This is a genomic window from Mycobacterium sp. NTMscope_MAC_269, from assembly GCF_976985695.1.
The window spans coordinates 2,291,485-2,315,153 of sequence record NZ_OZ335668.1 but is presented as its reverse complement, the minus strand read 5'-3'; the positions used below and the strand labels follow the sequence as shown (position 1 = coordinate 2,315,153).

The window sequence follows — 23,669 nt, the reverse complement described above, 5'->3', positions numbered from 1 at the left end:
TGACGTGCATCGACCGCTACTGTTTGTCGACCTTCGCGGCGATCTGATTGGCGATGTTGACGCCGAAGTCCCCGACATCCTTGCGGCACGCGTCGACGTCGATGACGACGTTTCGGCGGGCGGTCAGGACCCGCTGACAGGGGACCGTGACGTTGGTGCCGTCCCCGTTGACGGCCACGTTCACCACGGTGCTCAGCATCCCGTTGGCGTTGGACACCGGCCCCACCTTCCACTGAAGTTCGGGGTGAGTGCCGTCGGCGGGGACGGTGTCCTGGCGGTTGGCGCAGGCGGGCCAGCGTTGCGACGACGTGGTGAAGAAGGCGTTCGCCTGCTCGGGGGACGGAAACAACACGACGAACTGGTAGACGTCAGGGGCTTCCAATTGATTGGCCCCGGGGGGCGTGGGCGCGAGGTCGTGGTAGCCGTACACCCCGGTGCTCCCGCTGTCGGCGTATTCGGACGCCAGCCCGGCATGGATCGTGTACTTGCATTCGGCCGGAAAGGTGTAGTCGGTGCGGTGCACCGGGTCTTCGCCGAAATTGGTGAACGGCGGATCGCTCGTCGTCCCGCGGGTGCCCAGCGCGCTGTCGATGTCGTCGGGGCTCAGCATCAGATCGGGCAGCGCGGCCTTCTCGAGGGGAGTCTTCGGCGACGCCGTCGTGGTCGTGCTCGACGGCGCGGCGGTGTCGCCCGCGTTGCTGTCCCCGCAACCCGCGACGAGCATCCCGGCGGCAGCGACGGCGACGGCGGCAGTTAGCTGGCGCATGGTGGGTGCCCTTCCTGCTTGAGCCGACTCCTCAGGGGTCGTTTGCGGTGGAGCATACGACAGCACCCGTGCGCCGCGAGCGGGTTCGGCGCGAAGCGCTATCTTCGCGGGGTGTCAGCAGTGAACTTCGCTTCGGTCGCGCCGATCGTCCCCGTCCGACATCTCGACGTCGCGCTGGACCGCTACCGCCGGCTGGGTTTCGATGCCCGCGCATACGACGGCCCAGACCGCTACGGCTTCGTCGACCGGGGATCGGTGTCGCTGCACCTCACCGAGTGGGACGAACACGACCCTTTGCGCACCGCCGCGAGCGTGTACTTCTACGTCAGTGATGCCGACGCCCTCTACGCCGAGTGGTCCGCGCTGGTCAATCTCGAGGGCCGCTTGATCGCGCCGCAGGACACCCCCTATGGCTTGCGCGAATTCGCCTACGTCGATCCCGACGGCACCGCGCACCGGGTCGGCTCGCCCCTGAACTGATCAGGCCGTTTCCCTTGACAGGCCGGGTTTTTCGTCAGCCGACGGGGCGGAAGCGGCCTGGCTGTGGGCCAGCGCGACCGTCGCCGCCGCCATCACAGCGATCGAAACGCCCAGGGCCGCCAGGCCGGCGCCATTGGTGTGCAGCGTCTCGCCTAACACGATGACACCGAGCAGCGACCCGACGACGGGCTCGGCGACGGTTACCGCCGGTAGCGACGCCGTGAGCGGGCCGGCCCGAAACGCCGATTGCTCCCAGGCCGTCGCCGCGATCGCCACCGCGATCAACACGTACAGCTCGGGTGTGCGCAACAACGCCGGGATGCCGCGGTCGAGCTGGTCCACGACGCCCTTGGTCACGACCGAAAACAGCCCCCACAGAGAACCGGACATCAGACCCAGCAACAGCGCGCCGACCGAACCCGGGAACATGCGCGCTGCGATCACACACAGGATCAGCGCCGGACCCATGACCAGCCCCACGATGGTCCAGGTCTGCAGCGACCCGCGCGGGGTGCCCGCCTGGGGGTCTCCGACCGTGAGTATCACCGCGACCGCGGCCACCAGCAGCACGGCCCAAAACCCTTGCCGGCGCGTGACTCTGCGGTGATTCACGCGCGCGCTGATGACCAACGCGAACAGCAGCGACGTCACCAAGATCGCCTGCACGAGGACCACCGAACCCACGCCCAGCGCCGCGGCCTGGAATCCGAAGCCGGCGGCGGCGACCAGGCTTCCCACCCACCATCGGCGATCGCGCAGGAGCCGTCGAAACAGCGCGACGGTGCCGACCGGTTGATCGGTGACCTGTTGAGCGGATCGCTGCTGGACGACGTCGCCGATGCCGACCATCAGCGCGGCCGCCACCGCGAGCGCCGCCGCAATGCCTGTCTTGCCCACTGGTCCTGTCCTCGACGATTAATCGGTTGCGCCGCAACGGCTTTGTGGCGGTATCTTCACAGCATGCCGGTCACAGACGCCACACGCGTCTCTCCGCCGGGCGACAGGCGAAGTGCCCGCCACTTGCACTCATCCTCCCGGGGCGGGGCCGGTGCGCCCAAACGCGACCGCGGTGAACATGGGGGCAGGTGGTGCCCGACGGTCGTGTCAGCTGTCGCGCCGGATCTTGAGCGCGGTGGTGATCATGGGAATCTGCAGCGGCAGCCGCGCCAGCGCGACGATCCGCATCGCCCACGGCTTGTCCCACCACAACCGGACCATGTTGACGTTGCCGGGAAAGACCCCGACGAACAGCGCTACGGCGGCCAGCGCGGCGCCTCGCCGAGTGCGACGCGGCACCAGCAGCGCCCCGATCGCCAGCTCGGCCACCCCCGATCCGTAGGTGTAGAGCCGCGGGCTCCCGGGCAGTTCGACGGGAATGATCGAGTCGAACGGTTTGGGCGCCACGAAGTGCAGGGTGCCGATGCCGAGCAGCATCGCCGCGACGCGGTAGGCGAGTTGCTGGCCGGCGGCAGCGCCGGCGAGGGGTCTGATTGTCATGAAGACATTGCATTGTGCCCATTGCGCCCGCTGCTTACGCGCGGTCGGCGTCGGTGAAGCGGATGATGCCGCGAATGTTGCGCCCCTCGAGCATGTCGCGATAGCCGTCGTTGATCTGCTCGAGGGCGTACTCGCGCGTGACCATGTCGTCGAGGTTGAGCTGCCCCAACTTGTACAGCTCGAGGATCGCCGGGATGTCGTATTGCGGGTTTCCGCCGCCAAAAATGCTGCCCTGCAAGCTTTTTTGCAGCAGCGAGAGTCCCGCAAGGTTGAGGGTGACGTCGTTGGCCATCACGCTGGCCATGCCGGTGAGGCAGCAGACCCCGCCTTTGGCCGTCAGGCCCATCCACGACTCGACGTCTTTGCCTTCCACGTGGCCCACGGTGACGATTACCTTGGGGCACATCATGCCTCGCGTCGCCTCGGCAATCCCGGCCGCGGCGCTGCCCACGTCCGCGAAAGCCGCTGTGGCTCCGAACTTCAGCGCCTGCTCGCGCTTCCATTCGTAGGGATCGACGGCGAATATGCGTCGGGCGCCGGCGATGCGGGCGCCCTGCAGCGCGGCGACGCCGACGCCGCCGATGCCGACGACCGCGACGTCCTCACCCGGGGATACCGCGGCGCTGCGCACCGCTGAGCCGTAGCCGGTGGTCACCCCGCAGCCCACCAGGCAGGCGACGTCGAAAGGGATCGCGGGATCGATTTTGACCACCGAGGTGTGATGCACCACCACATACGGCGCGAACGTCCCCAGCAGTGACATCGGGATGACGTCGCGGCCCCGCGCGGTGACCCGAAACGATCCGTCGGCCACGGATTGGCCCGACAGCAACCCCATACCCAGGTCGCACAGGTTGCGCAGCCCCGTCTGGCACGGCGTGCACGTGCCGCAGGACGGGATGAACGACATGACCACGTGGTCGCCGACGGCCAGGTGCTCGACGCCGTCGCCGACCTCGGTGATGATGCCGGCGCCCTCGTGCCCGCCGAGCACCGGGAAGCTGGGGATGGGGAAGTCACCCGTCAGTAGGTGGTGGTCGGAGTGGCACAAACCGGCCGTCTCCAACTGGACCGCCACTTCGCCGCGGCGGGGATCGCCGATCTCGATCTCGTCGATCACCCAGGGTTCGTTGAGATCCCAGACCAGGGCGCCTTTGGTTTTCAACGGGAGGCCTCCTGAAAACGTGTACTAACCGCTTAATTGTTAGCGCGGTCACAGACCGGCCCCCACCGAACTTAGACCAATACTATTGTCTATACAGTATTTGAAACGATTCGCCGCGACTGAACGCCGCCAGACCGCTCGAGGTTGGAAACATGGGTACACCCGTCATCGTCGGAGCCGTTCGAACGGCGATCGGCCGTTCCTTCAAGGGAACGCTCGTCAACACGCCGCCCGAGACGCTGATCACCGCGGTACTTCCCGAGGTGGTGCGCAGGTCCGGCGTCGACCCCGCCGCCATCGACGACATCATCTTCGCCGAATCCCATTACGGCGGTGGCGATCTCGCGCGGTACGCGGCGACCGCGACCGGCCTCGAGCATGTCCCCGGCCAGTCGGTCAACCGGCACTGCGCGGGCAGCCTCACCGCGATCGGCAACGCGGCGGCGCAGATCGGCTCCGGCATGGAGCGGGTGCTGATCGCCGGCGGTGTGCAGTCGCTGTCGATGACGCCGCTGACCAACTGGCGGATCCCCGGGCCCGAGCTGAAGTTCGAGGAGCGGTGGATGCCGCCGACGCACGTCGAGACGCCCGACGCGCCGGCCAAGGACATGTCGATCACGGTCGGCTGGAACACCGCCCAGACGGTCGGCATCACGCGCGAGGAGATGGACGCCTGGGCGGCTCGCTCGCATCAGCGCGCCGTCGCGGCCCAGGATGCGGGCAAGTTCGCCGACGAGATCCTGCCGCTGAAGATCTCCCAGGCCGACGGTTCGGTCATCGAGTTCGCCGTCGACGAGCACCCCCGCCGCGACACCACCGTCGAAAAGCTTGCCGGCCTCAAGGTGTTGCACCCCGAGATCGAGGGTTTCTCGATCACCGCGGGCAACAGCAGCGGCACCAACGACGCCGCTGCCGCGGTCGCGCTGGTCGACCGCGAGTACGCCGACGCCGAGAAGCTCAACGTGATGGGCACGGTCCGGGCGTGGGCCGCCGCGGGTGTGCCGCCGCGCGACTGCGGGCTGGGCGCGGTCAAGGTCATCGGGAAGGTGCTGCAGCGCGCCGGGTTGTCGCCCGGCGATGTGGCGTTGTGGGAGATCAACGAGGCGTTCGCGTCCGTGCCGATCGCGGCGTGCCGGGAATACGGCATCGACGAGGAGAAGGTGAACTTCTCCGGTAGTGGTTGCAGCCTCGGCCACCCGATCGCGGCGTCCGGCGCGCGCATGGTGACCACGCTGGCCTACGAGCTGGTCCGCCGCGGCGGCGGCATCGGCGTCGCGGCGATGTGCGCCGGCGGCGGCCAGGGCGGCGCCGTCGTTATCGAGGTCTAGCGGCGATCGCAAGGGCAGCGGGTCGCCGCCATGAGCTCTGACGGCTTCAGTTGCAGAACGTGTAGCCGATGAATTGGGTGCCGCGGGTGTCGCCGCTGGCGTAGTTGGCGAAGTGCACCGCCGGTTTTCCGTCGTACTGGGTGTTCATCTGCTGCACGGTCGGTGGCGGGAGGTCCTTGGGGAAGGCCAGGATCATGTCGGCGAAGATCTCCAGGCCGACCTGGCAGATGGCCTCGCGCCGCGGCGGCTGCGGATTCCACGCGTGCACGACGACCGGCTCGGTGAGCTGCGATCCGGCCGCGCAATTCGGGTCGCAGAGTTTGAACACGGCCGTGCCGGTCCCGTCGGCGCCCTGCGGCCCCCAGGAGTTCCACGACATGTCCTGCAGCGCAACGGCGACGCTGGCGCACCCGAGCACGTTGAGCTTTTTGGGACGCGCGACCGGCGGGACGGACGGGTTGTAGCAGCCCGGGATGGCAAAGCTCTCCGGTGCCGACGGCGGTGGGGTAGTGGTCGGGCCCGTCGCGCGGTGATTGCCTTCGGTTACCCGCACCCCCACGAAGGCCAATACCCCGGCCAGCATCACCGCCGCGATGCCGATCGCGATCAAGCGCCCCCGCGAGATGTGCCGCAACCGCCTCGAGGATCCGACGTTGGCGTTGCCGCTCACATGCACCAGATTACGGACGAATTTCCCGTCGGGGGTGGCGCCCGCGGTAGCTTCTCAGGGTAAAGTTGGTCATCACTGCCAACTTATTGAGGATTCAGTGGAGACGCCGATGAATGATCATGATCTGGCCGCGCGGTTGGCCGCCGAGGCCGGTCAGTTGTTGCTCGGGGTTCGGCAAGAGTTCGCCGAAGCGGAAGCGAGCGAACGGAAAGCCGCGGGGGACAAGCGATCCCACGACTTCCTGGTGGCGGCGCTCACCGCGGAGCGCCCCGGCGACGCGGTGCTGTCCGAGGAAGGCGCCGACGATCCCGTGCGGTTGCGCTCCGAGCGCGTCTGGATCGTCGACCCGCTGGACGGGACGCGGGAATTCTCCGAGCTCGGGCGCGACGACTGGGCGGTGCACGTCGCGCTGTGGGAGGCCGGCGAACTGGTTGCCGGCGCCGTGGCGCTGCCGGCGCAGGGCATCACGTTCGCCACGCCCGACATCGCCTCACCCCCGGCGGCGCCGAGCAAGCCGCGCATCGTGGTCTCGCGCACCCGCCCGCCCGCCATCGCGCTGAGCGTCCGGGACGCCCTGGACGGTGTGCTGGTGGAAATGGGTTCGGCCGGTGCCAAGGTGGCCTCGATCGTCCAGGGCTTGTCCGATGTGTACGTGCACGCCGGCGGACAGTACGAATGGGACTCGGCGGCCCCGGTGGCGGTGGCCCGCGCCGCCGGGCTGCACACCTCCCGCATCGACGGGACCGCCCTGGCCTACAACCAGCCGGACCCGAAGCTGCCTGACCTCGTGGTGTGCCGTCCCGAACTCGCGGAAGCCGTCCTCGCGGTTACCCGCTGACGCCCCGGATCGAGCTGTGTGTGCCGCCGCATGAGGCCTTGACTCATCCTCATGAGGCGGCGACAATCAGATATTACATCATTTGTAACGCTGTATAATTCCTTTCGGGAAATGAGTCAGTGACCGATCTCGAGGTGCGTCGGCCCAGGTTCGATTTCACGGATGATGTTCCGTGGGTGTGGCATCCGCAGAATCCGGCGTTCTCCTTCTTCATGAACGCGACGTCGATCATCGCGATCTGTTTCGAGCAGATGGTCGTGGCGGCGGTGCGGGAAGCCAATCCGCGCATGGTCGGCACCGAGGTGGCGGCCGAGGCCACCGCCTTCCTGCGGCAGGAGGCCCAGCATTCCAGCTCGCACCGCAAGCATGTGAACGCCCTCATCAGGCACTACCCGGGGCTGCAGCAGACTTTTGACGAGGCGATGGCGTGCTTCGACCGTCTCACCGACACCGCACCGCTCGAATTCCGCCTGGCGTACGTCGCCGACCTGGAGGCGACCTTCACGCCGTCGTTCAAGCTGATGCTCGACAACGAGGCGACGCTGTTTCGCCCGGGCGACGATCGGGTCGCGTCGCTGTTCCTGTGGCACTTCGTCGAAGAGGTCGAGCACCGCAGCTCGGCGCTGCGGATCTACGACGCGGTGGTCGGCGACAGCTGGTACCGGATCCGGGCCCTTCCCGCGGTCGTCCGGCACCTGCTGCGCGTCATGTCGGTGATCGCCGGCGGCGTGAACGCCCATGTGCCACTGTCGGATCGGAAAATCGATGCGCGAACGCTGTTGCCCGCCTACGGGGCGGCGCACAATCTGAAACGTAAACTTTCACCCGATGCGCGCGGCCAGGGTGTGCCATCGGCCTTCGCCGCCGTGCCCCGCAAGCAGATACTCGTCGCCGCCGGGCGGGTGCTGCTGAGCCAAACCCCGTTCCACAAGCCGGAACACGAGCCGGTGCCGCACTTCGCCGACCGGTGGTTCCGGCGCTGGGACGACGGCGGCGACGTCACCCGCTGGTACACCTCCGCCGCGACCGGCTAGGTCAGGGCGACGTCGCCGGCGTGACGAATCGCTCGACGTAGGGGGCGAACCGCCGGCGCAGGTCGTCCTTGTCCAGGCCCAAGTCTTCGGCGTGGTACTCGACGCGGCCCAGTCGTCCGCGCTGGTGGCCGGCCAGGTACGCCGCCACTGCCTCTCGCGAGTCCGCGGACGGGCGGTAGCCCGCAACGTCCCAGACCCGGCGCACCATCGCGAGGTCGTCGGCCATGAACTCGTCGAAGCGCACGTCGATGGTGCGGTCGGCGGGCAGCCGGTCGTGATCGCGCAGGCACGCGCTGAGCAGCTCGTCGATCCGGGTAATCCAGTACTCCGCAACTGTTTTCACGTCGACCTCATCGACGCTCATTCGCATGGTGTAGGTCATCATCGTGGCCATCGAGACCGCCACATCGACGGGATCGCGGTGCGTGACGATGAACGTCGCGTCGGGAAAGACATTGAGAATCGGGACGAACTGCTCGAGGTGCTGGGGCGACTTGAGCACCCAGCGCCGGTCGTAGCCGTCTTGGTGCTGCAGCAGTTGCAGCATCATGCGCAGGAATTGGTAGCCGGGAGTCTGGTCGTGGTCGCGCAGGTAATCCGACCAGCGGGGCAGGTGGGTGAGAGTGGTGAAAAAGCCGCTGGAGAAGTCCTGGACCATCAGCCCGATGTCCTCGTGGATGTGGTCGATCGTCATCTCGTGCATCAGCGTGAAGTACGGCATCAGCGTGTTGGAGATGTTGAGGGCGTCACCGGTGCGCTGGCGGCGCGGCTCGATGGTGCCCTCTTCTCCCGGCGCGGGCAGCGGTTCCTGGGCCTCCCAGTAGGGCAGGGACCGCAGCGCCGGGTCGGCCGCGAGCAGGCTGTGCAGGTGGGTGGTGCCGGTGCGCGGCAGGCCGGCGATGACCATCGGCGCCGCGATGTCGATGTCGAAGATCTCGGGGTGGTGCTTGAGATGGTCGATGACACGCAACCGGCCTTTGAGGAAGGTCAGCATCAGCGAGAACGCGTAGGTGCGGCCGAACGCCGTCATGTGGGGCAGTTCGCCGAAGGCCTCCAGCAGGACGGCCATCCGCCCCCGGTAGTCCTGATCGCCGAAGTCGGTCAAACCCGTTTGAGCAGAAGCCTGTTCGTGCAGGGCTTCGGTGGTCAGCGGGCAGTAGTCGGCCATCGCGGCCATGCCGTCGATGATCATCTGGGCCTCGGGCGTGAACGTCGGCCTGGCGAGGTCGGTGATGTGGATGGCGTCGGTCACGTTCGGACCCTACCGTCGGCGTTACACATTTTACAAGATACGATACACTGTATCATATTGCGATGACCACCTCCCCGGCCTCCGCCGCATGGCGCGAACTGCTCACCGCCTTCGCCGATTTCGAGACCCTGTTCCTCGAGGGGCCCAAGGCGGTCCGCGGCGAGTTGGCCGTCGCCGAGGGCTATCAGTTCCTCGCCACCATGCTGGGACTGTCGTTGGACGTGACGCTGTTCAGCGACCCGGTGGCGCCGCGATTCCTCGATCTGCTGACACCGTTCCGCCACGACCGACGCTGGGGTGGGGACAACTCCGACGCGTACTACAGCTACGCCGTGGTCGACCCGCACCGCACCTACCGCGTCAGCGGCACCCCGAACGGCAGCGCCATGTACTCGGTCGCCGTCTACAACGAGCCCGAGCCGGGCGCGTGGCCCAATCGCACCCTCGGCGTGCTGTACGGCGAGGACATGCCCCTCGACAGCGACGGTCGGTTCTCCTGTGTGCTGGGCCCGTCGCGGCCGGCCGGCTACGACGGCCCGTTCATCGCCCTCGACGACGACGGGCACGGCGTTCTCACCCGTGACTACCACGAAGACCCCGCGCGCAGCCGACGGGTGGACTGGTCGATCGAGGTCATCGATCACGGCGGCCGGCCGGCCGCTCCGGTGAAAACCGAAGAGGGCGTGGCGCATTCGCTGCGGTCGGCGCTGCGCTACGCCCAGGACATGTTCGCCCTCGTGCCGCTGGTGCTGCAGGAGCGCAAGCCGGCCGAACTCGCCGACGGGCAGAACCTCTTCCACAACACGTTCGCGCCCCCGTATCGCGCCGGCGGCGCGACGCATGGCTATTCGATGCAGAACGCGGTCTACAGCCTGGGCGCCTACTCGCTGGAGCCGGGCGAGGCGCTGGTGATCACGACGCGTCATCCGCGGTGCCGGTTCTGGAACCTCACGGTCTGGAACCAGTACATGGCCGCGACCGACCTCGAATATGGCCGTGCCGGAATCAATTCCGGCTCGGCGGTCGCCAACAGCGACGGCACCGTCACCATCGTGATCAGCCGCGAGGCGCTCGACCACCCGAATGCCATATCCACCAAGGACCATCCCGAGGGATTGCTGTCGTTCCGCTGGTTTCACGCCGACGAGCTGCCCGAGCAGCCGGCCACGACGGTCGTCGCCGCCGCCGAGGCGCCGCGCGAGGTGACCTAACCCGCTGAGCAGACGCAGAATCGCACTAAGTCCGGCGACTTCGTGCGATTCTGCGTCTGCTCGCCACGGGGCGCGGCGGCGTCATCACCACCGGGCCGATCCAATGTCTGAGCAGGGCACGGAGCTCGGTCGCGGGGCGCGGCGGCTGGGAGGGGACCAGCACCATGGACTGGATGAGACGCAGCAGGTACTCGACCAGAACGTCGAATTCTTTGCCGCGATAACCCAACGCCGCCCAGTCGATCCCGGTGTGCTCCAACAACACTCGCGATCGTGCGATCGATTCCCCCGTCACCATCTGACGGCTCATCAACCGCGTTCGGTCGGTTTCCAGCAGCGTCATCAGCAGCGGTTCCTGGGGCAGCCGCTCGACGAGATAGGCCACCGCCTCGACAAGCAGATCCACCGGGTCCTTGATGCCCGACGTCAGGTCGGCGATCCGCGCGGTCCACCCACCCAGGGCGACATCGCTGGCCGCGGTCACGAGCTCGTCGATGGTGGCGAAGTAGCGGTAGACCGTGGGTCGCGTGATGCCGAGGTCGCCGGCGATGACGGACAGGCTGGTCCCCTGCGGACCACGGCGCTCCATGCTGCGAATGGCCGCGTCGACGATGCGCTTGCGCGCCTCCTCGTCGTCGGCCGGCGGCGCGCCGCCCCACCCTTTCCTGCCCATGATGCGAAGACCTCACCCCGTTCACCGCTCAGTCACCCAATCATACAGCTGATCCCGAATTGTCAAATTCCAACGGGGATGAGCGGTAGTGTTCTGTCGAAAAGTGTTGTCGTCGATCAGTTTTGGCGAAATATCAGAGTAGGGCCTGCTGCCACGACTGGACGCGTTCGGCCAGTTCGGGTCCGCGGTCCTCTTGGATGAAATGACTGGCGTTGATGCGGGCGTGCGGCTGGCCCACCGCGCCGGGGATGTGCTGGATCAGCGGAGTGTCCGCCTGCCCGAGGATAGGGTCGCGGGCGCCGAAGATGGCGAGGAACGGCTTTTCCCAGCGGCCGAGCGCCTCCCACGCCCTCCGGTTGGCCGGAACCGCCGGATCGGTGGGCGAGGTGGGAACCAACTGAGGGAACGCCCGGGCCCCGGCCTGATACGTCTTGTCGGGGAAGGGGGCGTCGTATCCGGCGCGCACCTTCGACGACACCCGCCGCACCGTCCCGGCGCCGACGATGCGGCCCGCCGGCAGCACGGGGGAGTAGCGCGCGAAGGCGCGCCAGAGGTGGAAGGCGGGCGGGGTGCGCCGTTGCGCGGTCGGCAGGAAACCGTTGGCCACCACTAGCCGCCCGACGCGGTCGGCTTGTTCGGCGGCGATGCGCAGCCCGATCAGCGATCCCCAGTCCTGCACGAACAGCGTGACATCCCGCAGGTTGAGGTGCTCGAACCACGAGATCACCCACTCCACGTGCCGCTGGTAGGTGTAATCCTCGATGCGGCTGGGCTTGTCCGAACGACCGAAACCGATCAGGTCGGGTGCGAGCACGCGGTTCCCGGCGTCGGTCAGGGGCGGGATCATCGTGCGGTAGAGATAACTCCACGTGGGTTCGCCATGCAGCAGAACGATCGGCGGTCCCTCGACCGGCCCCTCGTCGAGGTAGTGCATGCGCAGCGGCCGGGTGTCGCTCGCCGTGACGTCAAGGTAATGCCCTATGAACGGGTAGCCCTCCAGGTTTTCGAATCGGGAGTCCGGGGTCCGCAGCACATGCATATTCAGCTCCTCCGGTGAACCGGCACCTCTGCTAGCCTCTCGCGCCGGCGCGTATTCGTCTAGTAGGAGATTCATTGAGCTAGGCCTGCGAGGCCATTAAACTGGCTTATTCATGGCAATTCGGCGCGCGGTTCTGCTCATAGCCGACATCGGCGGTTACACGCATTACATGCAGTGGAACCGGACGCACCTTGCCCATGCCCAGCTGACGGTCGCGGGCCTGTTGGAGGCGGTCATCAATGCCGGCAAGGGTCTGAAGCTGGCCAAGCTCGAGGGTGACGCCGCGTTCTTTTGGGGACCGGACACCAACGCCAAAGTGGTGGTGTGCGAGCGGCTGTCACGGATGCGCGCGTCGTTTCTGGAGCGGCGCGAGCAGATGAAGAACGACATTGCCTGCCAGTGTGCGAGTTGCGAACAGCTGGAGAAGCTGTCGCTCAAGTTCGTCGTGCACGTGGGTGAGGTGGCGGATCAGAAGGTGAAGCGCCACGTCGAGCTGGCGGGCTTCGACGTCATTGTGGTGCACCGGATGCTGAAAAACCTGGTGCCGGTTGCCGAATACGTGCTGATGACCGATCCCGTCGCGGAATGCCTCGACGAGCCGATGCGCGAGCTGTGCACGCCCCTGACCCACGTGTTCGACGACATCGGCGAAACGTCGACGCATTACATCGACCTCGCGACCTTGCAGGTTCCCGTGGTAGCACCCGAGCGCAGCTTGCTGCGCCGGCTCGGCGCCACGATGAAGTTCGAGTTCAACACTCTGCCGTTCACCCTGGGCATGAGGGAGCCCGCCGAAGGGTTCCGCAATCTGGGGCGAGGCGACGAAGAGATCTCCGCGTAGCCCTGCGACGCTATCGCACCTCGGCGAGGGCGCGGCCCATGCGCGACACGGCCTCGGTGAGGATGGCGCGCGAGGTAGCGAAGTTCAGCCGCACGTGCCCGGCTCCTCCGGTGCCGAACACGTGGCCGGAGCTGAGCGCCACCCGCGCGTGATCGAGGAACCATCGGGACGGCCCGGACAGGTCGGCAACCACCGCGAGGCCATCGGTGACCTCTTCGTCGAAGCCGAGTCCGGTGCAGTCCAGCCACGCGAGGTAAGTGCCTTGTGGCCATTGATATTTCACGTCCGGTAGGTGCTCGGCGACCAACTGGCCCAACAGTGCCCGGTTCCCGTCGAGCGCCCGCAGCGTCGCGTCAAGCCAGTCGCTACCGCTGCGGAACGCCTCGGCGTGCGCGATGACGCCGAGGTGGCTGGCCCCGTGACTGACCTCCTCCGGCATCCGGCTCAGGTCGGCGGCAGACTCCGGGCCCGCGATCGCCACCGCCGCCTTCAGCCCGGACAGATTCCAGGCCTTCGACGCCGAGGTCAGGGCGAAGGCGTTCTCCGCCCCGGGGACGGTCAGAAAGGGGGTGAATCGCGATCCCGGCAGAATGACGGGCGCGTGGATCTCGTCGGACACCACCCGGACGCCGTATCGGCGGGCGAGCTCGGCCACCGCGCGCAGCTCCTCGGGTGTGTGCACCGAGCCGGTCGGATTGTGCGGATTGCACAACAGATAGGCGACTTTGGCGTCCTTGCCGGCGCCCGCGCGGGCCCGGGAAAAGGCCTCCTCCACGGCGTCCGGGTCGATGCGGCCATCGGCGAGCGGCGCCTCGATCACCCGGCGGCCGTCGTGCGTCACGAACGCGTAAAACGGTGCGTAGACAGGGGGATTGACGACGACGGCATCACCGCGATCGGTGATCAGACGCAACACCTCGACGATGCCGAGCATGACGTCGGGAACGAGCGCGGTGCGGCCCACCTGCAGGTCATCCCACTCCCAGTGCCGCGCCGCGAACTCGCTGACCGCCTCCGCGAGCGACGTGCCGCAGGGGTATCCGGTGTCGCCGTTGTCGACGGCCCTGCGCAGCGCCTCGGCCACCGTCGGCGGCAGGTTGACGTCCATCTCGGCGACCCACAGCGGCAGGAGGTCGGCGGGATGCGCACGCCACTTCATGCTGGTGCGAAGCCGCAGTTGTTCGAGCGTGAGCTCCTCGAAGGGGTTAAAGGTCACCCCGGCAGATTATGTGCAAAGGCAGATTATGTGGCGAACGCGTGCTTCGGAATCGTCAACGGCAGGTCGACCGAGCTGAGCAATCCCGGCTCGGCGGCAACGACATACGGTACGGCGTTGACGACGCGCATCGCGGTGGCGACCATGGCGCCCGCCCCCGAGGTCATGCTTGCGATTCCCGCCCTGCCGGGATCCCGCAGCGTCGCCGCCAGGGTGCAGTCGAGGTCGGGGTCGCCGGTGATCATGACGCGATAGGACAGGTCGCCGATCCCGGTGGGCCAGTCGGGGGCCACGTCGTGGGCGAGCCGGGTGACGTGCTCGATGACGATGGCCTCGCGACCGTCGACCACCCCGATCGCCTGCATCCGCAGCGCGCCACAGGTTCCGGCCTCGACGGTGCCCATCGCGACTTCCAGCGTGCGGTTGGTGACGGCGCGATCGAAACTCTCGCGCACTTCCTGGACTTCGACCCCCAGGGCGTCGGCGATCAACCGGATCTGGCCCTGCCATTCGCCGGCAATCGCGCCGGGATAGCTGATCCAGGGCTGGTAGTCGAGCGGGCGGCCGAAACCGAGCGCGTCACTCATGATGTCGGGCACCCCGTAGTCGTCGTAGAGGCCGATCTCGAACGAGTGGATCTTTTCGATGAACGACGACTGGGTGGACAGCACCAGCGGCAGGTAGTCGGCGGCAAAGCCCGGCTCGATCCCCGACGCGTACAGCGATGCCTGGCCCTGCTTGGCGGCGGCGACCAGTTGGTCGCGCCACTCGGCGGGTTCGTAGGCGTGCGGGTTGACCAGCCGCGTGGTGCTGGTCGTCACGACGTTGAGCCCGGCCTCGAGCAGTTTGACGTAGTCCGGGATGGCCAGCGCGTCGCGCTCCGGGCCGCTGGCGGCGTAGATGACGCAGTCGGGCTTGAGGGCGATCAGCGCGTCGGCGTCGTTGGTCGCTTGCACGCCGATCGGTTCGCCGCCGGCCAGTTCGCCCGCGTCCTTGCCGACCTTGTCGTCCGAGTGCACCCAGACACCGACCAGTTCCAGATTGGGGCGCCGGGAGATGGCGCGGATGGCGATCGAGCCGATGCCGCCGGTCGCCCACACCACCACGCGATGAGCTGTCATCCTGTTCCTCCTTACGTGCATACCGGGCGCCGGTGGCGTAAGGCCAACGGCCGCCGCGGTTTTCGTGTGTCCGTGACCCGCGCGGCCAGTCCGCGCGGTAAGGGTTAAGAAAGCAAGCACTATCTTAGCGAACAAATTTTAGGTTAGTCTGCAGCGGTGAGGGCCGAATCAGAGTTTTTTGCGCGTGCGAGCGACGATTCGGGCCCGCGTTGTCGCTGCGCGGCGGGCACTGAGCAGGGCGCGGGCGGGCGCTGATGTTCACGGTCAGGTTCGACATGCGCGCCCCCGGCTGGGGCGCGCCGGCCACCGACCTCTACGCGGCGGCCATCGACATGTGCGCGTGGGCGGAGACGCGCGGTGCCGTCGTGGCGGTGCTCTCCGAGCACCACGGCACCGAGGACGGTCACCTGCCCGCGCCGCTGATCCTGGCATCGGCGATAGCGGCCCGCACGCGCACGCTGGCCGTCATGCTGGCGGCGGTGCCGATTCCGTTGTGGGACCCGGTCCGGTTGGCCGAGGAAATGGCGGTGCTGGACCTGATCAGCGACGGGCGGGTGTCGTACGTGTTCGGCGTCGGGCACCGCGGCGCGGAGTACGACCACTTCGGCGCCGACATGGCCACCCGCGGGCGCAAAGCCGACGAAATCCTCGCCGTGCTGGGGCCCGCTGGTGCGCGGCGAGGCCGTCGAATACCGGGGCCGCACGGTGCGCGTCACCCCGGCGTGCGGGTCGTCCGACGGGCCGATGATGCTCATCGCCGGGGGCAGCGAGGCCGCCGCGCGCCGCGCCGGCAGGCTCGGCCTGGGCTTCGTGTCCCAAACGGATTCGCCGGCCCTCAAGGAGTTCTACGAGGCGCAGTGCCGCGCCCACGGGCACGAACCCGGGATCGTCCAATTCCCCGTCCCGGGCCTTCCCACAGCGGTTTTCGTGGCCGACGACGTTGACCGGGCGTGGGACGTCCTAGGCCCGCACCTGTTGCACGACGCGGTGATGGCCGCGTCCTACCGCCCCCATGACGACTCGGTGGCCAGCATCACCCGCGCCGACAGCGTGGGCGCGCTGCGCGACGAGGGCGGCCCCTACCGCATCTTCACCCCCGACGAGGCGACCGAGTACGTCCGCGCCGGAAGGCCGCTGCCCCTGCACCCGCTGTGCGGCGGCATCGCCCCCGACGTCGCCTGGCCGTATCTAGAACGCGCCGCGGCGGCCGCCGCGCGCGCGCACGATTCAGCGGGGCCGCGAGAGTGAATTCCACGACGCCGTGGCGGCGTGTCGCGTCGCAGGATTCACACTCGGCGCAGGACAGGTGAGGAGAATTGCTATGAGGGTTGTCGTGTGGTCCACCGGCGGCGTCGGCAAGGTCGCAATCGACGCCGTCAGCCGCCGCCCGGATCTGGAACTCGTTGGGGTATGGGTACATTCGGCGGACAAAGTCGGTCGCGACGCCGGCGAGCTGGCCGGCGGCGCACCGCTGGGCGTGGCGGCCACCGACGACGCCGAGGCCCTGATCGCGTGCAAGCCGGACTGCGTCGTGTACGCGGCCAGCGGTCCCGAGCGCGACGGGGCGGCGGTGCCCGATTATCTGCGGCTGCTGAAGGCCGGCATCAACGTCGTGTCGACGTCGTCGACCAGCCTGGTGCATCCGTCGTCGTATTTCTCCCCGGACTGGCGCGACCAGCTCGAGGCGGCGGCCCGGGCCGGCGGCGCCTCGTTCTACGCGTCGGGCATCTTTCCCGGCTTCGCCTCCGATCAGCTCGCGCTGCTGATGGCGACGCAGTCCAAGCGCATCCGGACCATCACGGCCAGCGAGGTCGCGCTCAACGACCACTACCCGGTGGCCGACGTGATGATGAACGGGATGGGATTCGGCCATCCGCTGGACTTCCGACCGATGCTCGCCACGCCAGGCTTTATCGAAATGGCTTGGCAGGCACCGATATACCTGATCGCCAGCGGACTCGGGGCGCAGGTGGAAGAGGTGCGCGGCTCGCTGGACCGCGTGTTGACTGAGCGCGATATCGAGGTGGCGTTCGGCACCATCAAGGCAGGCACCTGCGGCGCCGTGCGGACGCGGGCGGCGGGCGTGGTGAACGGCCGGGAGGCCATCGTGATCGAACACGTCATCCGGATGGCTCGCGATGTCGCGCCCGAGTGGCCGTCCTCGGAGTCCGACGCCACCTATCGGGTCGACATCGACGGTGATCCCGACGTCCACTGCGAGATGACGATGGGGGCGGCCCAGGGCCATGCCGCGGGGCACGCCGCCATGGCGTCGACGGCCATGCGGGTGGTCAACGCGATCCCGTACGTGGTCACCGCACCCGCGGGCCTGCTGAGCTCGCTGGACATGCCGATGACGCTGCCGCTTTACGCCTTCGACTGAAGGTGTAACGTGCATCACCAAGATTAGGCCACCTAGGAGTCTGCCGTGTACACACTGCGCTTCGACATGCGCGATCCCGAATGGGCCGCGGCCCCAACCGATCTGTACGCCGCGGCGCCAGAAATGTCGGCCTGGGCCGAGGAACACGGCGGCCTTGCGGCGGTGCTGTGTGAGCACCACGGCTCCGAGGACGGGTACCTGCCGTCGCCGTTTTTGCTGGCCTCGGCGGTGGCGGCGCGCACGCAGCGGCTGGCGCTGAGCCTGATCCTGATCCTTCCGTTCTACGAAACCGTGCGCCTCGCCGAGGACATGGCGGTCCTCGACATCATCAGCAAGGGGCGGGCGTCGTACATCTTGGCGCTGGGATACCGGCCCGAGGAGTTCGAGCACTTCGGCGTGCCGATCAAGAAGCGCGGTCGCGTCTGCGACGAGAAACTCGCGCTGCTGCGACGCCTGCTCGCCGGCGAAACGGTGGTCGAAGGCGGGCGTCGGATCACGGTGACGCCTCGCCCGTTGACCCCCGGCGGCCCGGGCTTGATGTGGGGCGGGGGAACGTTGGCGGCGGCCCGCCGGGCCGGTAGGTACGGGCTGGGCATGCTGGGCAACGCGAACGCCCCGGGCATCCGGGAGGCCTACGAAGAGGCATGCCGCGAGCACGGCCACGCGCCGGGCCCGACCATGTTTCCCGACCGCAACACGCCCTCGGTCGTGTTCGTCGCCGACGACGTCGACCGGGCGTGGAAAGAGATCGGCGACCACCTGCTGCACGATGTGCGCACCTACGCGGCATGGAATCCCGGTGATGAGACCACGGCCGGCTTCAGCCACGTGAACACCGTCGACGAGCTGCGCGAGACCGGAACCTCCCACGTCATCATCTCTGTGCCAGAGGCGGTTTCGCGGGTGAAGGCGGGTCAGGTGCTCAACCTGTCGCCGCTGTGCGGCGGCCTGCCACCGGACATCGCGTGGACCTATCTCAAGCGGGTCGGCGAGGTCGTGCTGCCCGAGGCGCTCGGCTGAGTTCCTCGGCCTATTCCTCGCCGAACCGATCGACGAGGTGTGAGTTGACGCCGTCGGCGTCGAGGCGCCGCGCCACCAGATAACCCGCACCCACCCAGGCGCGCCGCGACCAGTTGCCGAACGACACCCGCGTTCCCGGAGCACCCGATGCGGCCGGCATCATCTTGACGCGTTCGAGCGCCTCCTTGACGCCCCGCGGACTCAGCGGGTGCGCATCTGAGAGCGCCCGCAACAACGTGAACGCCACATCTCGATTCACCACCGGCACACACCATTCCGGTCGCCGGCCGTAGGCCTCGTGGTATTCGTCCAAGAATTTCTGCCCGACGAGGTTGCCCTCGTCGTACTGGTCGACCCCGGTCCAGCCCATGAAGGCGTTCCACATGACGGGGTTGAGCCAGGCGTTCTGGAAAGCGGTACCGCAGAACCGGGGCGGGTCCCACCCCAGCGCCTCCAGCGCCGGGTTGACGAACACGATCCCGAAGCCGAACCCGCAGTGCACGATGGCCTGCGCCTTGGCCTCGTGCAGCGCCTGCACGGCGGCCGTCACGTCCCCGGCGGTCTGGGCGATGGACGCCTCGGCCACGATGCGAATGCCCTTGCGGCGACACGCATCCCGGAGGTTCTTCAGATACGCCTCGCCGACCAGCGACTGCTCGACGAGCACGCCGATCTCGGTGTGACCGCCCTTGGCCAGCAGGTCGGACCAGAAGATCGGCTCGTCGGTGTGCGAGCCCATCGGGAACGCGAAGAACCATTCGCCCAGCGCGACGTCGGACCCGGTGACACTGATGCAGGGCACCTTGAAGCGCTCCTCGATGGCCTCTCGGGTCGGAATCGCGTTGTCGCCGATGTTCGGGCCGAAGACGGCCAGGCAGCCCTCGTCACACAATTCGCCGTAGGCGTCGATGACCGCTTTGACCGACCCCTTGGGCAGCCCCTCGACTTCGCGGTAGATGACCTCGATCGGCCGATCGATCAGTCCCTGCTCGACGCCCTTGCCGAAGACCAAATCGAAGGGCTGCGTCAGATCCTCGAAATATGTTTTTGGGAATCCCTTGGGCAAGCGGAAATCCATCAGGTAGCCAATTTTGATCGGCTCGGCGCTGCTTTCGTAACCCATCTGAACTCCTAGGTGTTCCAACGTCGAGTTGTTGTCGAAAAAGGCCCAATCTCGCGCAACGACTCGACGCTCGGCGGCTAGCGCGGTTGGTTGGGGACGCCCGGGTACAGCTGCTCCGTCGGCCCCGCGGTGACGTAGCCGCCCAGCTTCGTGATGAGGTGTGGCGCAAAGACCGCGCCGTAGACCAGGTGTCCGACGACGATGACAGCCACGACGGAGAGCGCCGCGGACTGCCCCCGGCTCTTCGCCCTCTTGTCCGCCCACATGTCGATGACATTTCGGCCCTCGGCATCGGTGCGTCCGAGCAGATATGTGAACAGCATCATCTGGATGCCCATGGCCAGCGAGTCGTAAAGCGGGTACTGGTGCTTGGTCCCCTCGAAGATCGCGAGGCCGGGAATCACGTACCCGTAGTAGAAGTTGCCGAGCTGGGCGCCGGTGAAGGCGTTGAAGAACAATGCCCAGCAGAAACCGACGATGAGGCCGACGACGAGCAGGGTAATCGGCCTGCGCCAGTTGAACTTTGCGCTCAGCCACCGTCCGAGGGCGGCGCCGGTCAGGGCAGGAATGATGAAATAGGAGACGTAACCGATCGGCACCGCTAACGGCAACCCGCCCCACGTCACGTTCAGCGGCCACCAGGATGGCATGCGAGGCAACGCGGGCGGAAACTGCGCGTACATCGCCCAGTCGTAGGGCGACTCGATCCACGAGAACGAGATCGCCGAAATGGCGAGAAGCAGCAGTGGGTGGATGCGGCGGCGCCGGTAGCTCAGGTAGACGCCCGCGATCAGGAACGCGATGCTCGCGGCGTAGGAAAAGTACTGGGCCCCGGCCATCACCGGTGTCATTTGTGTGTTCACCGGCCGTCCTCGTCGCCCGGCGCGCGGCGCGCCTCGGGATCAAAGCGCAGCACCAGCCCGAAGATCAGAATGATCAATCCGAACAGCGTGCCCAACATGATGACAGCGCCCATGATGTCACCCTTCCGATGGTTTCCCCTTTAAGGTAGTGGATACTATCCTATCGAGATAGTGGATACTATCCCCAAGGTCGTTCGAGGATTGGACATCGGTGCCCCAGCGAGCAATCAAGCAGCCGCCACCGGCCACGGCGGTGCGCCGGCCCCGTGGCGAGCCGCGTCGGCTACTGCTCGACGCCGCCCGGCAGCTCTTCGCCGGCCAGGACTATCGCAGCACCACGACGCGCGAGATCGCCCAGGCCGCCGGCGTCACCGAACACCTGCTGTTCCGCAACTTCGGTTCGAAGGCCGCGTTATTCCGCGAGGCGCTCGTCGTGCCCTTCGTGAGCTTCGTCGACGAATTCGGCCAGACCTGGCAGTCGGTGGTTCCCGAGGAGACCGACGAGCAGGAGCTGGCCCGGCTGTTCGTCTCGCAGCTCTACGACGTGTTCGTCGAGCACCAGGGTCTGCTGTTGACCCTGATGGCCGCCGAGAGTCTCAGCGACGAGGAGAAGGACGACGCCGGCATCGCCGAGATCCGCCGGGCGGTCACGGTGCTGGGCGAGATCAGCGTCGAAGGCATGCAATTGCGCGGGTTGCGGTCCGATCACCCTGACCTGCCGGCCCATTCGACCGTGTCGATGATCGCCGGCATGGCCGCGCTGCGTTCGACCTACTTCGGGACCAACCCACCGCCGCGGGAGGTGATCGTTGAGGAACTCGTCCAAGCGCTCCTGCATGGCTTCTTGCACCGCAACGACTGAGATAGGGATCCGACAATGACAAGTCCCAGCGCCATCGAGTTGTACTACGACCCCTTCGACGTCGAGATCGACTCGGACCCGTATCCGGTGTGGAAGCGGATGCGCGAAGAAGCGCCGCTGTACTACAACGAGAAGTACAACTTCTATGCGCTGAGTCGGTACGACGACGTGGTGCGCGAACTGCCGAACTGGGAGACGTACCGCTCGGGCAAGGGCACCACCGCCGACATCTTGTTCGCGAACATCGAAGTGCCGCCGGGCATCCTGCTGTTCGAGGATCCGCCGCTGCACGATCTGCACCGCAAACTGCTCTCCCGCGTCTTCACGCCGCGGCGCATGCTGGCCGTGGAGGACCTGGTCCGGGGGTTTTGCGTCCGCGAGCTCGACCCGCTGGTCGGACAGGGTGGTTTCGATTTCATCGCCGATCTCGGCGCGATGATGCCGATGCGGACCATCGGATACCTGCTGGGCATTCCGGAGGCGGATCAGGAGAAGATCCGGGACCAAAGCGTCGCTAACATCGAAATGACGAAGGACAGCGACCCCGCCGCGGTCGATGCGAGTGTGTTCGCGAATTCCATTGCCCTGTTTGCCGAATACATCGAATGGCGGGCCAGTAACCCCTCCGACGACCTGATGACCGAGCTTTTGCGGGCCGAGATCGACGAGCCCGACGGCACCCGGCGTCCGCTCTCCCGGACCGAGGTGCTGGCCTACACCGCGATGATCGCCGGGGCGGGCAACGAAACCACCGCTCGCCTCATCGGTTTCATGGGCCAACTGCTGTCGGATCACCCGGATCAACGCCGCGAACTCGTCGCGGACCCGTCGCTCATCCCCGGAGCGATCGAGGAGACGCTGCGCTACGAGCCGCCGTCACCGGTACAGGCCCGCTACGTCGCGCGCGACGCCGAGCACTATGGTCGCGTGGTTCCGGAGGGGTCGTTCATGCTGCTGCTGAACGCGTCGGCCAACCGCGATGAAAGCCACTTCCCGGATGCGGATCGCTACGACATCCACCGCCGCGGCGCCCATCTCAGCTTCGGGCAGGGCCTGCATTTCTGCTTGGGCTCGGCGCTGGCCCGCCTCGAGGCGCGGGTGGCCTTCGAAGAAGTGCTGAAGCGCTGGCCGGACTGGGAAGTCGACTACGCGAATGCCCAGCGGGCGCACACGGCGAGCGTGCGCGGGTGGGCGCGCCTTCCCGTTGTCACCGCGTGAGTTTGTCCGCGAGCGTGACGGCACAGTCACGCTCGGCGCCGAATGTGACTGCAGCGTCACGCTCGGCGAAGGCTAGGGCGCGCTCTGGTCCACCAACACCGCGCCGTCGGGCTGGTTTCCCAACGTCTGCAACGGGATGTCGTCGCCCCGGGCGGTGAGGCGCACGATCTGCGCCAGCTGTCCCGGGGCGTCGCACTGCAGATAATGGTCGGCGCCCGGCACCACCCAGTAGCGGTTGCGGCCCGGCTTGTCCTTCAGATACGCCTGCCAGACGTGGTTGGGCACCCGCAATGGCGCTACGTTGTCGTGAACGCCCCACACCACGGTGGTGTTGACGTCGCTCGTGGAAAGCGCTTCCAGCCAACCGGTTTCGTCGGCGGCGCGTTCGTGGAGGTATTGAATGGTGTCGGGCAGCACGCGGATTCCGTCATTGTGGGCGAAGCATTGCGCCAACGCGGCGATCTCCGGATCTTCCAATGTCCGCCGCGGCATGAAGGTGCTGGCACCCAAACCGGCCGCCAGCATCTCCGGCGTCGTCGCCGCCGCGGTGCCGCGCCCGGTACCCGGATCGAGCAGCGCGGTCTGGAACGCGGTGAGGTTCGAAAGGGGAAGGTAGATATTGGCATTCGTCACGATCAGATCGGCAGGCACGGCCGGCGGCTCAAGGGCCGCCAGCATGCCCAGCGCGATCATTCCGACGCTGCTGCCGCGGTCGTGGGTGAGCATGCGGTACTCGGTCAGCTGCCACACCTCGGTGATCGCATAGGCGAGCAGTCGCGCGTCGTCGTAGAGCGAGTACACGTATGGCTCGGGCGGTTTGTCGGAGAGTCCGTAGCCGGGAAAGTCCAGCGCGTAGATGTCGAACTCCGCGCCCAGCTCGCCCGCCAGCGCGAAATAGTCGATGCTCGACGTCGGAAACCCGTGCACCAGCACCAGCGCGGGCGCACCCGGGGTGCCGCAACGGCGGCTGAAGATCGCGACTTCTCGGGCATCGTTGGCCGCGGTGGTCGACCGCCAGCGAAGTTCGGTGCCGCCGCTTTGCCACTGCGCGAAGATGTCCAAGCTGTCA

General features: G+C 67.2%; 23 protein-coding genes and 1 pseudogene. 11 read left to right on the top strand and 13 right to left on the bottom strand.

Annotation, left to right across the window (positions count from 1 at the left end; all coding sequences use genetic code 11):
- Positions 1-16: 16 nt before the first annotated feature.
- Positions 17-766 carry a sensor domain-containing protein gene (locus ACZ50Z_RS10905; protein ID WP_464483559.1) on the bottom strand — a complete coding sequence of 250 codons (750 nt, stop codon included), beginning with the start codon at positions 764-766 and terminating at the stop codon, positions 17-19.
- 120 nt (positions 767-886) lie between these two features.
- On the opposite strand from ACZ50Z_RS10905, the gene ACZ50Z_RS10900 reads away from it, so the two are divergent.
- Positions 887-1,246, top strand: coding sequence for a bleomycin resistance protein (locus ACZ50Z_RS10900; RefSeq protein ID WP_464486181.1), 360 nt, complete (start codon positions 887-889; stop codon positions 1,244-1,246).
- Here the strand turns inward: ACZ50Z_RS10900 and ACZ50Z_RS10895 are convergent, their stop codons facing one another.
- The 3 genes from ACZ50Z_RS10895 to ACZ50Z_RS10885 form a co-directional block, all read right to left on the bottom strand.
- Complete coding sequence (locus ACZ50Z_RS10895; RefSeq protein ID WP_464483558.1) at positions 1,247-2,143, bottom strand: DMT family transporter; 897 nt, start codon at positions 2,141-2,143, stop codon at positions 1,247-1,249. It lies immediately after the preceding gene.
- A gap of 207 nt (positions 2,144-2,350) precedes the next feature.
- Positions 2,351-2,743, bottom strand: coding sequence for a DoxX family protein (locus tag ACZ50Z_RS10890; RefSeq protein WP_464483557.1), 393 nt, complete (start codon positions 2,741-2,743; stop codon positions 2,351-2,353).
- Positions 2,744-2,777: 34 nt separating this feature from the next.
- Positions 2,778-3,908 (bottom strand): NDMA-dependent alcohol dehydrogenase, encoded by a 1,131-nt coding sequence (locus ACZ50Z_RS10885; protein ID WP_464483556.1) that lies wholly within the window; start codon positions 3,906-3,908, stop codon positions 2,778-2,780.
- Positions 3,909-4,060: 152 nt separating this feature from the next.
- Between ACZ50Z_RS10885 and ACZ50Z_RS10880 the strand changes: the two genes are divergently transcribed.
- Positions 4,061-5,236 (top strand): thiolase family protein, encoded by a 1,176-nt coding sequence (locus ACZ50Z_RS10880; RefSeq protein ID WP_464483555.1) that lies wholly within the window; start codon positions 4,061-4,063, stop codon positions 5,234-5,236.
- A 46-nt stretch (positions 5,237-5,282) separates the two neighbouring features.
- Here the strand turns inward: ACZ50Z_RS10880 and ACZ50Z_RS10875 are convergent, their stop codons facing one another.
- Positions 5,283-5,819: a hypothetical protein gene (locus ACZ50Z_RS10875; RefSeq protein WP_464486180.1), complete on the bottom strand. Its 537-nt coding sequence runs from the start codon at positions 5,817-5,819 to the stop codon at positions 5,283-5,285.
- A 196-nt stretch (positions 5,820-6,015) separates the two neighbouring features.
- On the opposite strand from ACZ50Z_RS10875, the gene ACZ50Z_RS10870 reads away from it, so the two are divergent.
- Complete coding sequence (locus ACZ50Z_RS10870) at positions 6,016-6,744, top strand: 3'(2'),5'-bisphosphate nucleotidase CysQ (RefSeq protein WP_464483554.1); 729 nt, start codon at positions 6,016-6,018, stop codon at positions 6,742-6,744.
- Positions 6,745-6,863: 119 nt separating this feature from the next.
- Positions 6,864-7,778, top strand: a complete 915-nt coding sequence (locus ACZ50Z_RS10865) for a metal-dependent hydrolase (RefSeq protein ID WP_464483553.1) — start codon at positions 6,864-6,866, stop codon at positions 7,776-7,778.
- Position 7,779: 1 nt separating this feature from the next.
- On the opposite strand, the gene ACZ50Z_RS10860 is transcribed toward ACZ50Z_RS10865, so the two are convergent.
- Complete coding sequence (locus ACZ50Z_RS10860) at positions 7,780-8,970, bottom strand: sulfotransferase family protein (RefSeq protein ID WP_464486179.1); 1,191 nt, start codon at positions 8,968-8,970, stop codon at positions 7,780-7,782.
- Between the two features lie 122 nt (positions 8,971-9,092).
- On the opposite strand from ACZ50Z_RS10860, the gene ACZ50Z_RS10855 reads away from it, so the two are divergent.
- Positions 9,093-10,241 carry a DUF1214 domain-containing protein gene (locus ACZ50Z_RS10855; RefSeq protein ID WP_464483552.1) on the top strand — a complete coding sequence of 383 codons (1,149 nt, stop codon included), beginning with the start codon at positions 9,093-9,095 and terminating at the stop codon, positions 10,239-10,241.
- A gap of 25 nt (positions 10,242-10,266) precedes the next feature.
- On the opposite strand, the gene ACZ50Z_RS10850 is transcribed toward ACZ50Z_RS10855, so the two are convergent.
- Both ACZ50Z_RS10850 and ACZ50Z_RS10845 read right to left on the bottom strand, forming a co-directional pair.
- Complete coding sequence (locus ACZ50Z_RS10850) at positions 10,267-10,914, bottom strand: TetR/AcrR family transcriptional regulator (RefSeq protein ID WP_464483551.1); 648 nt, start codon at positions 10,912-10,914, stop codon at positions 10,267-10,269.
- Between the two features lie 133 nt (positions 10,915-11,047).
- Entirely contained in the window at positions 11,048-11,953 is a 906-nt protein-coding gene (locus ACZ50Z_RS10845) for a haloalkane dehalogenase (protein WP_464483550.1), read from the bottom strand.
- 112 nt (positions 11,954-12,065) lie between these two features.
- Here ACZ50Z_RS10845 and ACZ50Z_RS10840 point away from each other — a divergent pair, with 112 nt between their 5' ends.
- On the top strand, positions 12,066-12,794 hold the full coding sequence (locus tag ACZ50Z_RS10840; RefSeq protein WP_464483549.1) for a DUF2652 domain-containing protein: 729 nt from the start codon (positions 12,066-12,068) through the stop codon (positions 12,792-12,794).
- A 10-nt stretch (positions 12,795-12,804) separates the two neighbouring features.
- Here ACZ50Z_RS10840 and ACZ50Z_RS10835 read toward each other — a convergent pair whose 3' ends face one another.
- Both ACZ50Z_RS10835 and ACZ50Z_RS10830 read right to left on the bottom strand, forming a co-directional pair.
- On the bottom strand, positions 12,805-13,953 hold the full coding sequence (locus ACZ50Z_RS10835; protein WP_464486178.1) for a MalY/PatB family protein: 1,149 nt from the start codon (positions 13,951-13,953) through the stop codon (positions 12,805-12,807).
- An 83-nt stretch (positions 13,954-14,036) separates the two neighbouring features.
- Complete coding sequence (locus ACZ50Z_RS10830; protein ID WP_464483548.1) at positions 14,037-15,131, bottom strand: NAD(P)H-dependent amine dehydrogenase family protein; 1,095 nt, start codon at positions 15,129-15,131, stop codon at positions 14,037-14,039.
- 254 nt (positions 15,132-15,385) lie between these two features.
- Here ACZ50Z_RS10830 and ACZ50Z_RS10825 point away from each other — a divergent pair.
- The 3 genes and pseudogenes from ACZ50Z_RS10825 to ACZ50Z_RS10815 all read left to right on the top strand — a co-directional run bounded on the left by ACZ50Z_RS10825 (position 15,386) and on the right by ACZ50Z_RS10815 (position 18,534).
- A pseudogene (locus ACZ50Z_RS10825) lies at positions 15,386-16,379 on the top strand (LLM class flavin-dependent oxidoreductase).
- Between the two features lie 73 nt (positions 16,380-16,452).
- Positions 16,453-17,514 carry an NAD(P)H-dependent amine dehydrogenase family protein gene (locus tag ACZ50Z_RS10820; protein WP_464483547.1) on the top strand — a complete coding sequence of 354 codons (1,062 nt, stop codon included), beginning with the start codon at positions 16,453-16,455 and terminating at the stop codon, positions 17,512-17,514.
- A gap of 45 nt (positions 17,515-17,559) precedes the next feature.
- Positions 17,560-18,534 (top strand): LLM class flavin-dependent oxidoreductase, encoded by a 975-nt coding sequence (locus tag ACZ50Z_RS10815; protein WP_464483546.1) that lies wholly within the window; start codon positions 17,560-17,562, stop codon positions 18,532-18,534.
- Between the two features lie 10 nt (positions 18,535-18,544).
- On the opposite strand, the gene ACZ50Z_RS10810 is transcribed toward ACZ50Z_RS10815, so the two are convergent.
- Positions 18,545-19,657: an ABC transporter substrate-binding protein gene (locus ACZ50Z_RS10810; RefSeq protein ID WP_464483545.1), complete on the bottom strand. Its 1,113-nt coding sequence runs from the start codon at positions 19,655-19,657 to the stop codon at positions 18,545-18,547.
- 77 nt (positions 19,658-19,734) lie between these two features.
- Complete coding sequence (locus ACZ50Z_RS10805) at positions 19,735-20,520, bottom strand: spirocyclase AveC family protein (RefSeq protein ID WP_464483544.1); 786 nt, start codon at positions 20,518-20,520, stop codon at positions 19,735-19,737.
- 211 nt (positions 20,521-20,731) lie between these two features.
- On the opposite strand from ACZ50Z_RS10805, the gene ACZ50Z_RS10800 reads away from it, so the two are divergent.
- Positions 20,732-21,382, top strand: coding sequence for a TetR/AcrR family transcriptional regulator (locus ACZ50Z_RS10800; RefSeq protein ID WP_464483543.1), 651 nt, complete (start codon positions 20,732-20,734; stop codon positions 21,380-21,382).
- Between the two features lie 15 nt (positions 21,383-21,397).
- Positions 21,398-22,600: a cytochrome P450 gene (locus ACZ50Z_RS10795; protein WP_464483542.1), complete on the top strand. Its 1,203-nt coding sequence runs from the start codon at positions 21,398-21,400 to the stop codon at positions 22,598-22,600.
- Positions 22,601-22,672: 72 nt separating this feature from the next.
- Here the strand turns inward: ACZ50Z_RS10795 and ACZ50Z_RS10790 are convergent, their stop codons facing one another.
- On the bottom strand, positions 22,673-23,662 hold the full coding sequence (locus ACZ50Z_RS10790) for an alpha/beta fold hydrolase (protein WP_464483541.1): 990 nt from the start codon (positions 23,660-23,662) through the stop codon (positions 22,673-22,675).
- Positions 23,663-23,669 lie beyond the last annotated feature (7 nt).

Excerpts from the sequence above, each read along its gene's own strand:
- ACZ50Z_RS10855 (WP_464483552.1), top strand. The coding sequence starts at position 9,093 with ATGACCACCTCCCCGGCCTCCGCCGCATGGCGCGAACTGCTCACCGCC.
- ACZ50Z_RS10870 (WP_464483554.1), top strand. The coding sequence starts at position 6,016 with ATGAATGATCATGATCTGGCCGCGCGGTTGGCCGCCGAGGCCGGTCAG.
- ACZ50Z_RS10880 (WP_464483555.1), top strand. The coding sequence starts at position 4,061 with ATGGGTACACCCGTCATCGTCGGAGCCGTTCGAACGGCGATCGGCCGT.
- ACZ50Z_RS10845 (WP_464483550.1), bottom strand. The coding sequence starts at position 11,953 with ATGCATGTGCTGCGGACCCCGGACTCCCGATTCGAAAACCTGGAGGGC.
- ACZ50Z_RS10820 (WP_464483547.1), top strand. The coding sequence starts at position 16,453 with ATGAGGGTTGTCGTGTGGTCCACCGGCGGCGTCGGCAAGGTCGCAATC.
- ACZ50Z_RS10840 (WP_464483549.1), top strand. The coding sequence starts at position 12,066 with ATGGCAATTCGGCGCGCGGTTCTGCTCATAGCCGACATCGGCGGTTAC.
- ACZ50Z_RS10890 (WP_464483557.1), bottom strand. The coding sequence starts at position 2,743 with ATGACAATCAGACCCCTCGCCGGCGCTGCCGCCGGCCAGCAACTCGCC.
- ACZ50Z_RS10795 (WP_464483542.1), top strand. The coding sequence starts at position 21,398 with ATGACAAGTCCCAGCGCCATCGAGTTGTACTACGACCCCTTCGACGTC.
- ACZ50Z_RS10875 (WP_464486180.1), bottom strand. The coding sequence starts at position 5,819 with ATGCTGGCCGGGGTATTGGCCTTCGTGGGGGTGCGGGTAACCGAAGGC.
- ACZ50Z_RS10810 (WP_464483545.1), bottom strand. The coding sequence starts at position 19,657 with ATGGGTTACGAAAGCAGCGCCGAGCCGATCAAAATTGGCTACCTGATG.
- ACZ50Z_RS10850 (WP_464483551.1), bottom strand. The coding sequence starts at position 10,914 with ATGGGCAGGAAAGGGTGGGGCGGCGCGCCGCCGGCCGACGACGAGGAG.
- ACZ50Z_RS10835 (WP_464486178.1), bottom strand. The coding sequence starts at position 13,953 with ATGAAGTGGCGTGCGCATCCCGCCGACCTCCTGCCGCTGTGGGTCGCC.
- ACZ50Z_RS10830 (WP_464483548.1), bottom strand. The coding sequence starts at position 15,131 with ATGACAGCTCATCGCGTGGTGGTGTGGGCGACCGGCGGCATCGGCTCG.
- ACZ50Z_RS10860 (WP_464486179.1), bottom strand. The coding sequence starts at position 8,970 with ATGATCATCGACGGCATGGCCGCGATGGCCGACTACTGCCCGCTGACC.
- ACZ50Z_RS10905 (WP_464483559.1), bottom strand. The coding sequence starts at position 766 with ATGCGCCAGCTAACTGCCGCCGTCGCCGTCGCTGCCGCCGGGATGCTC.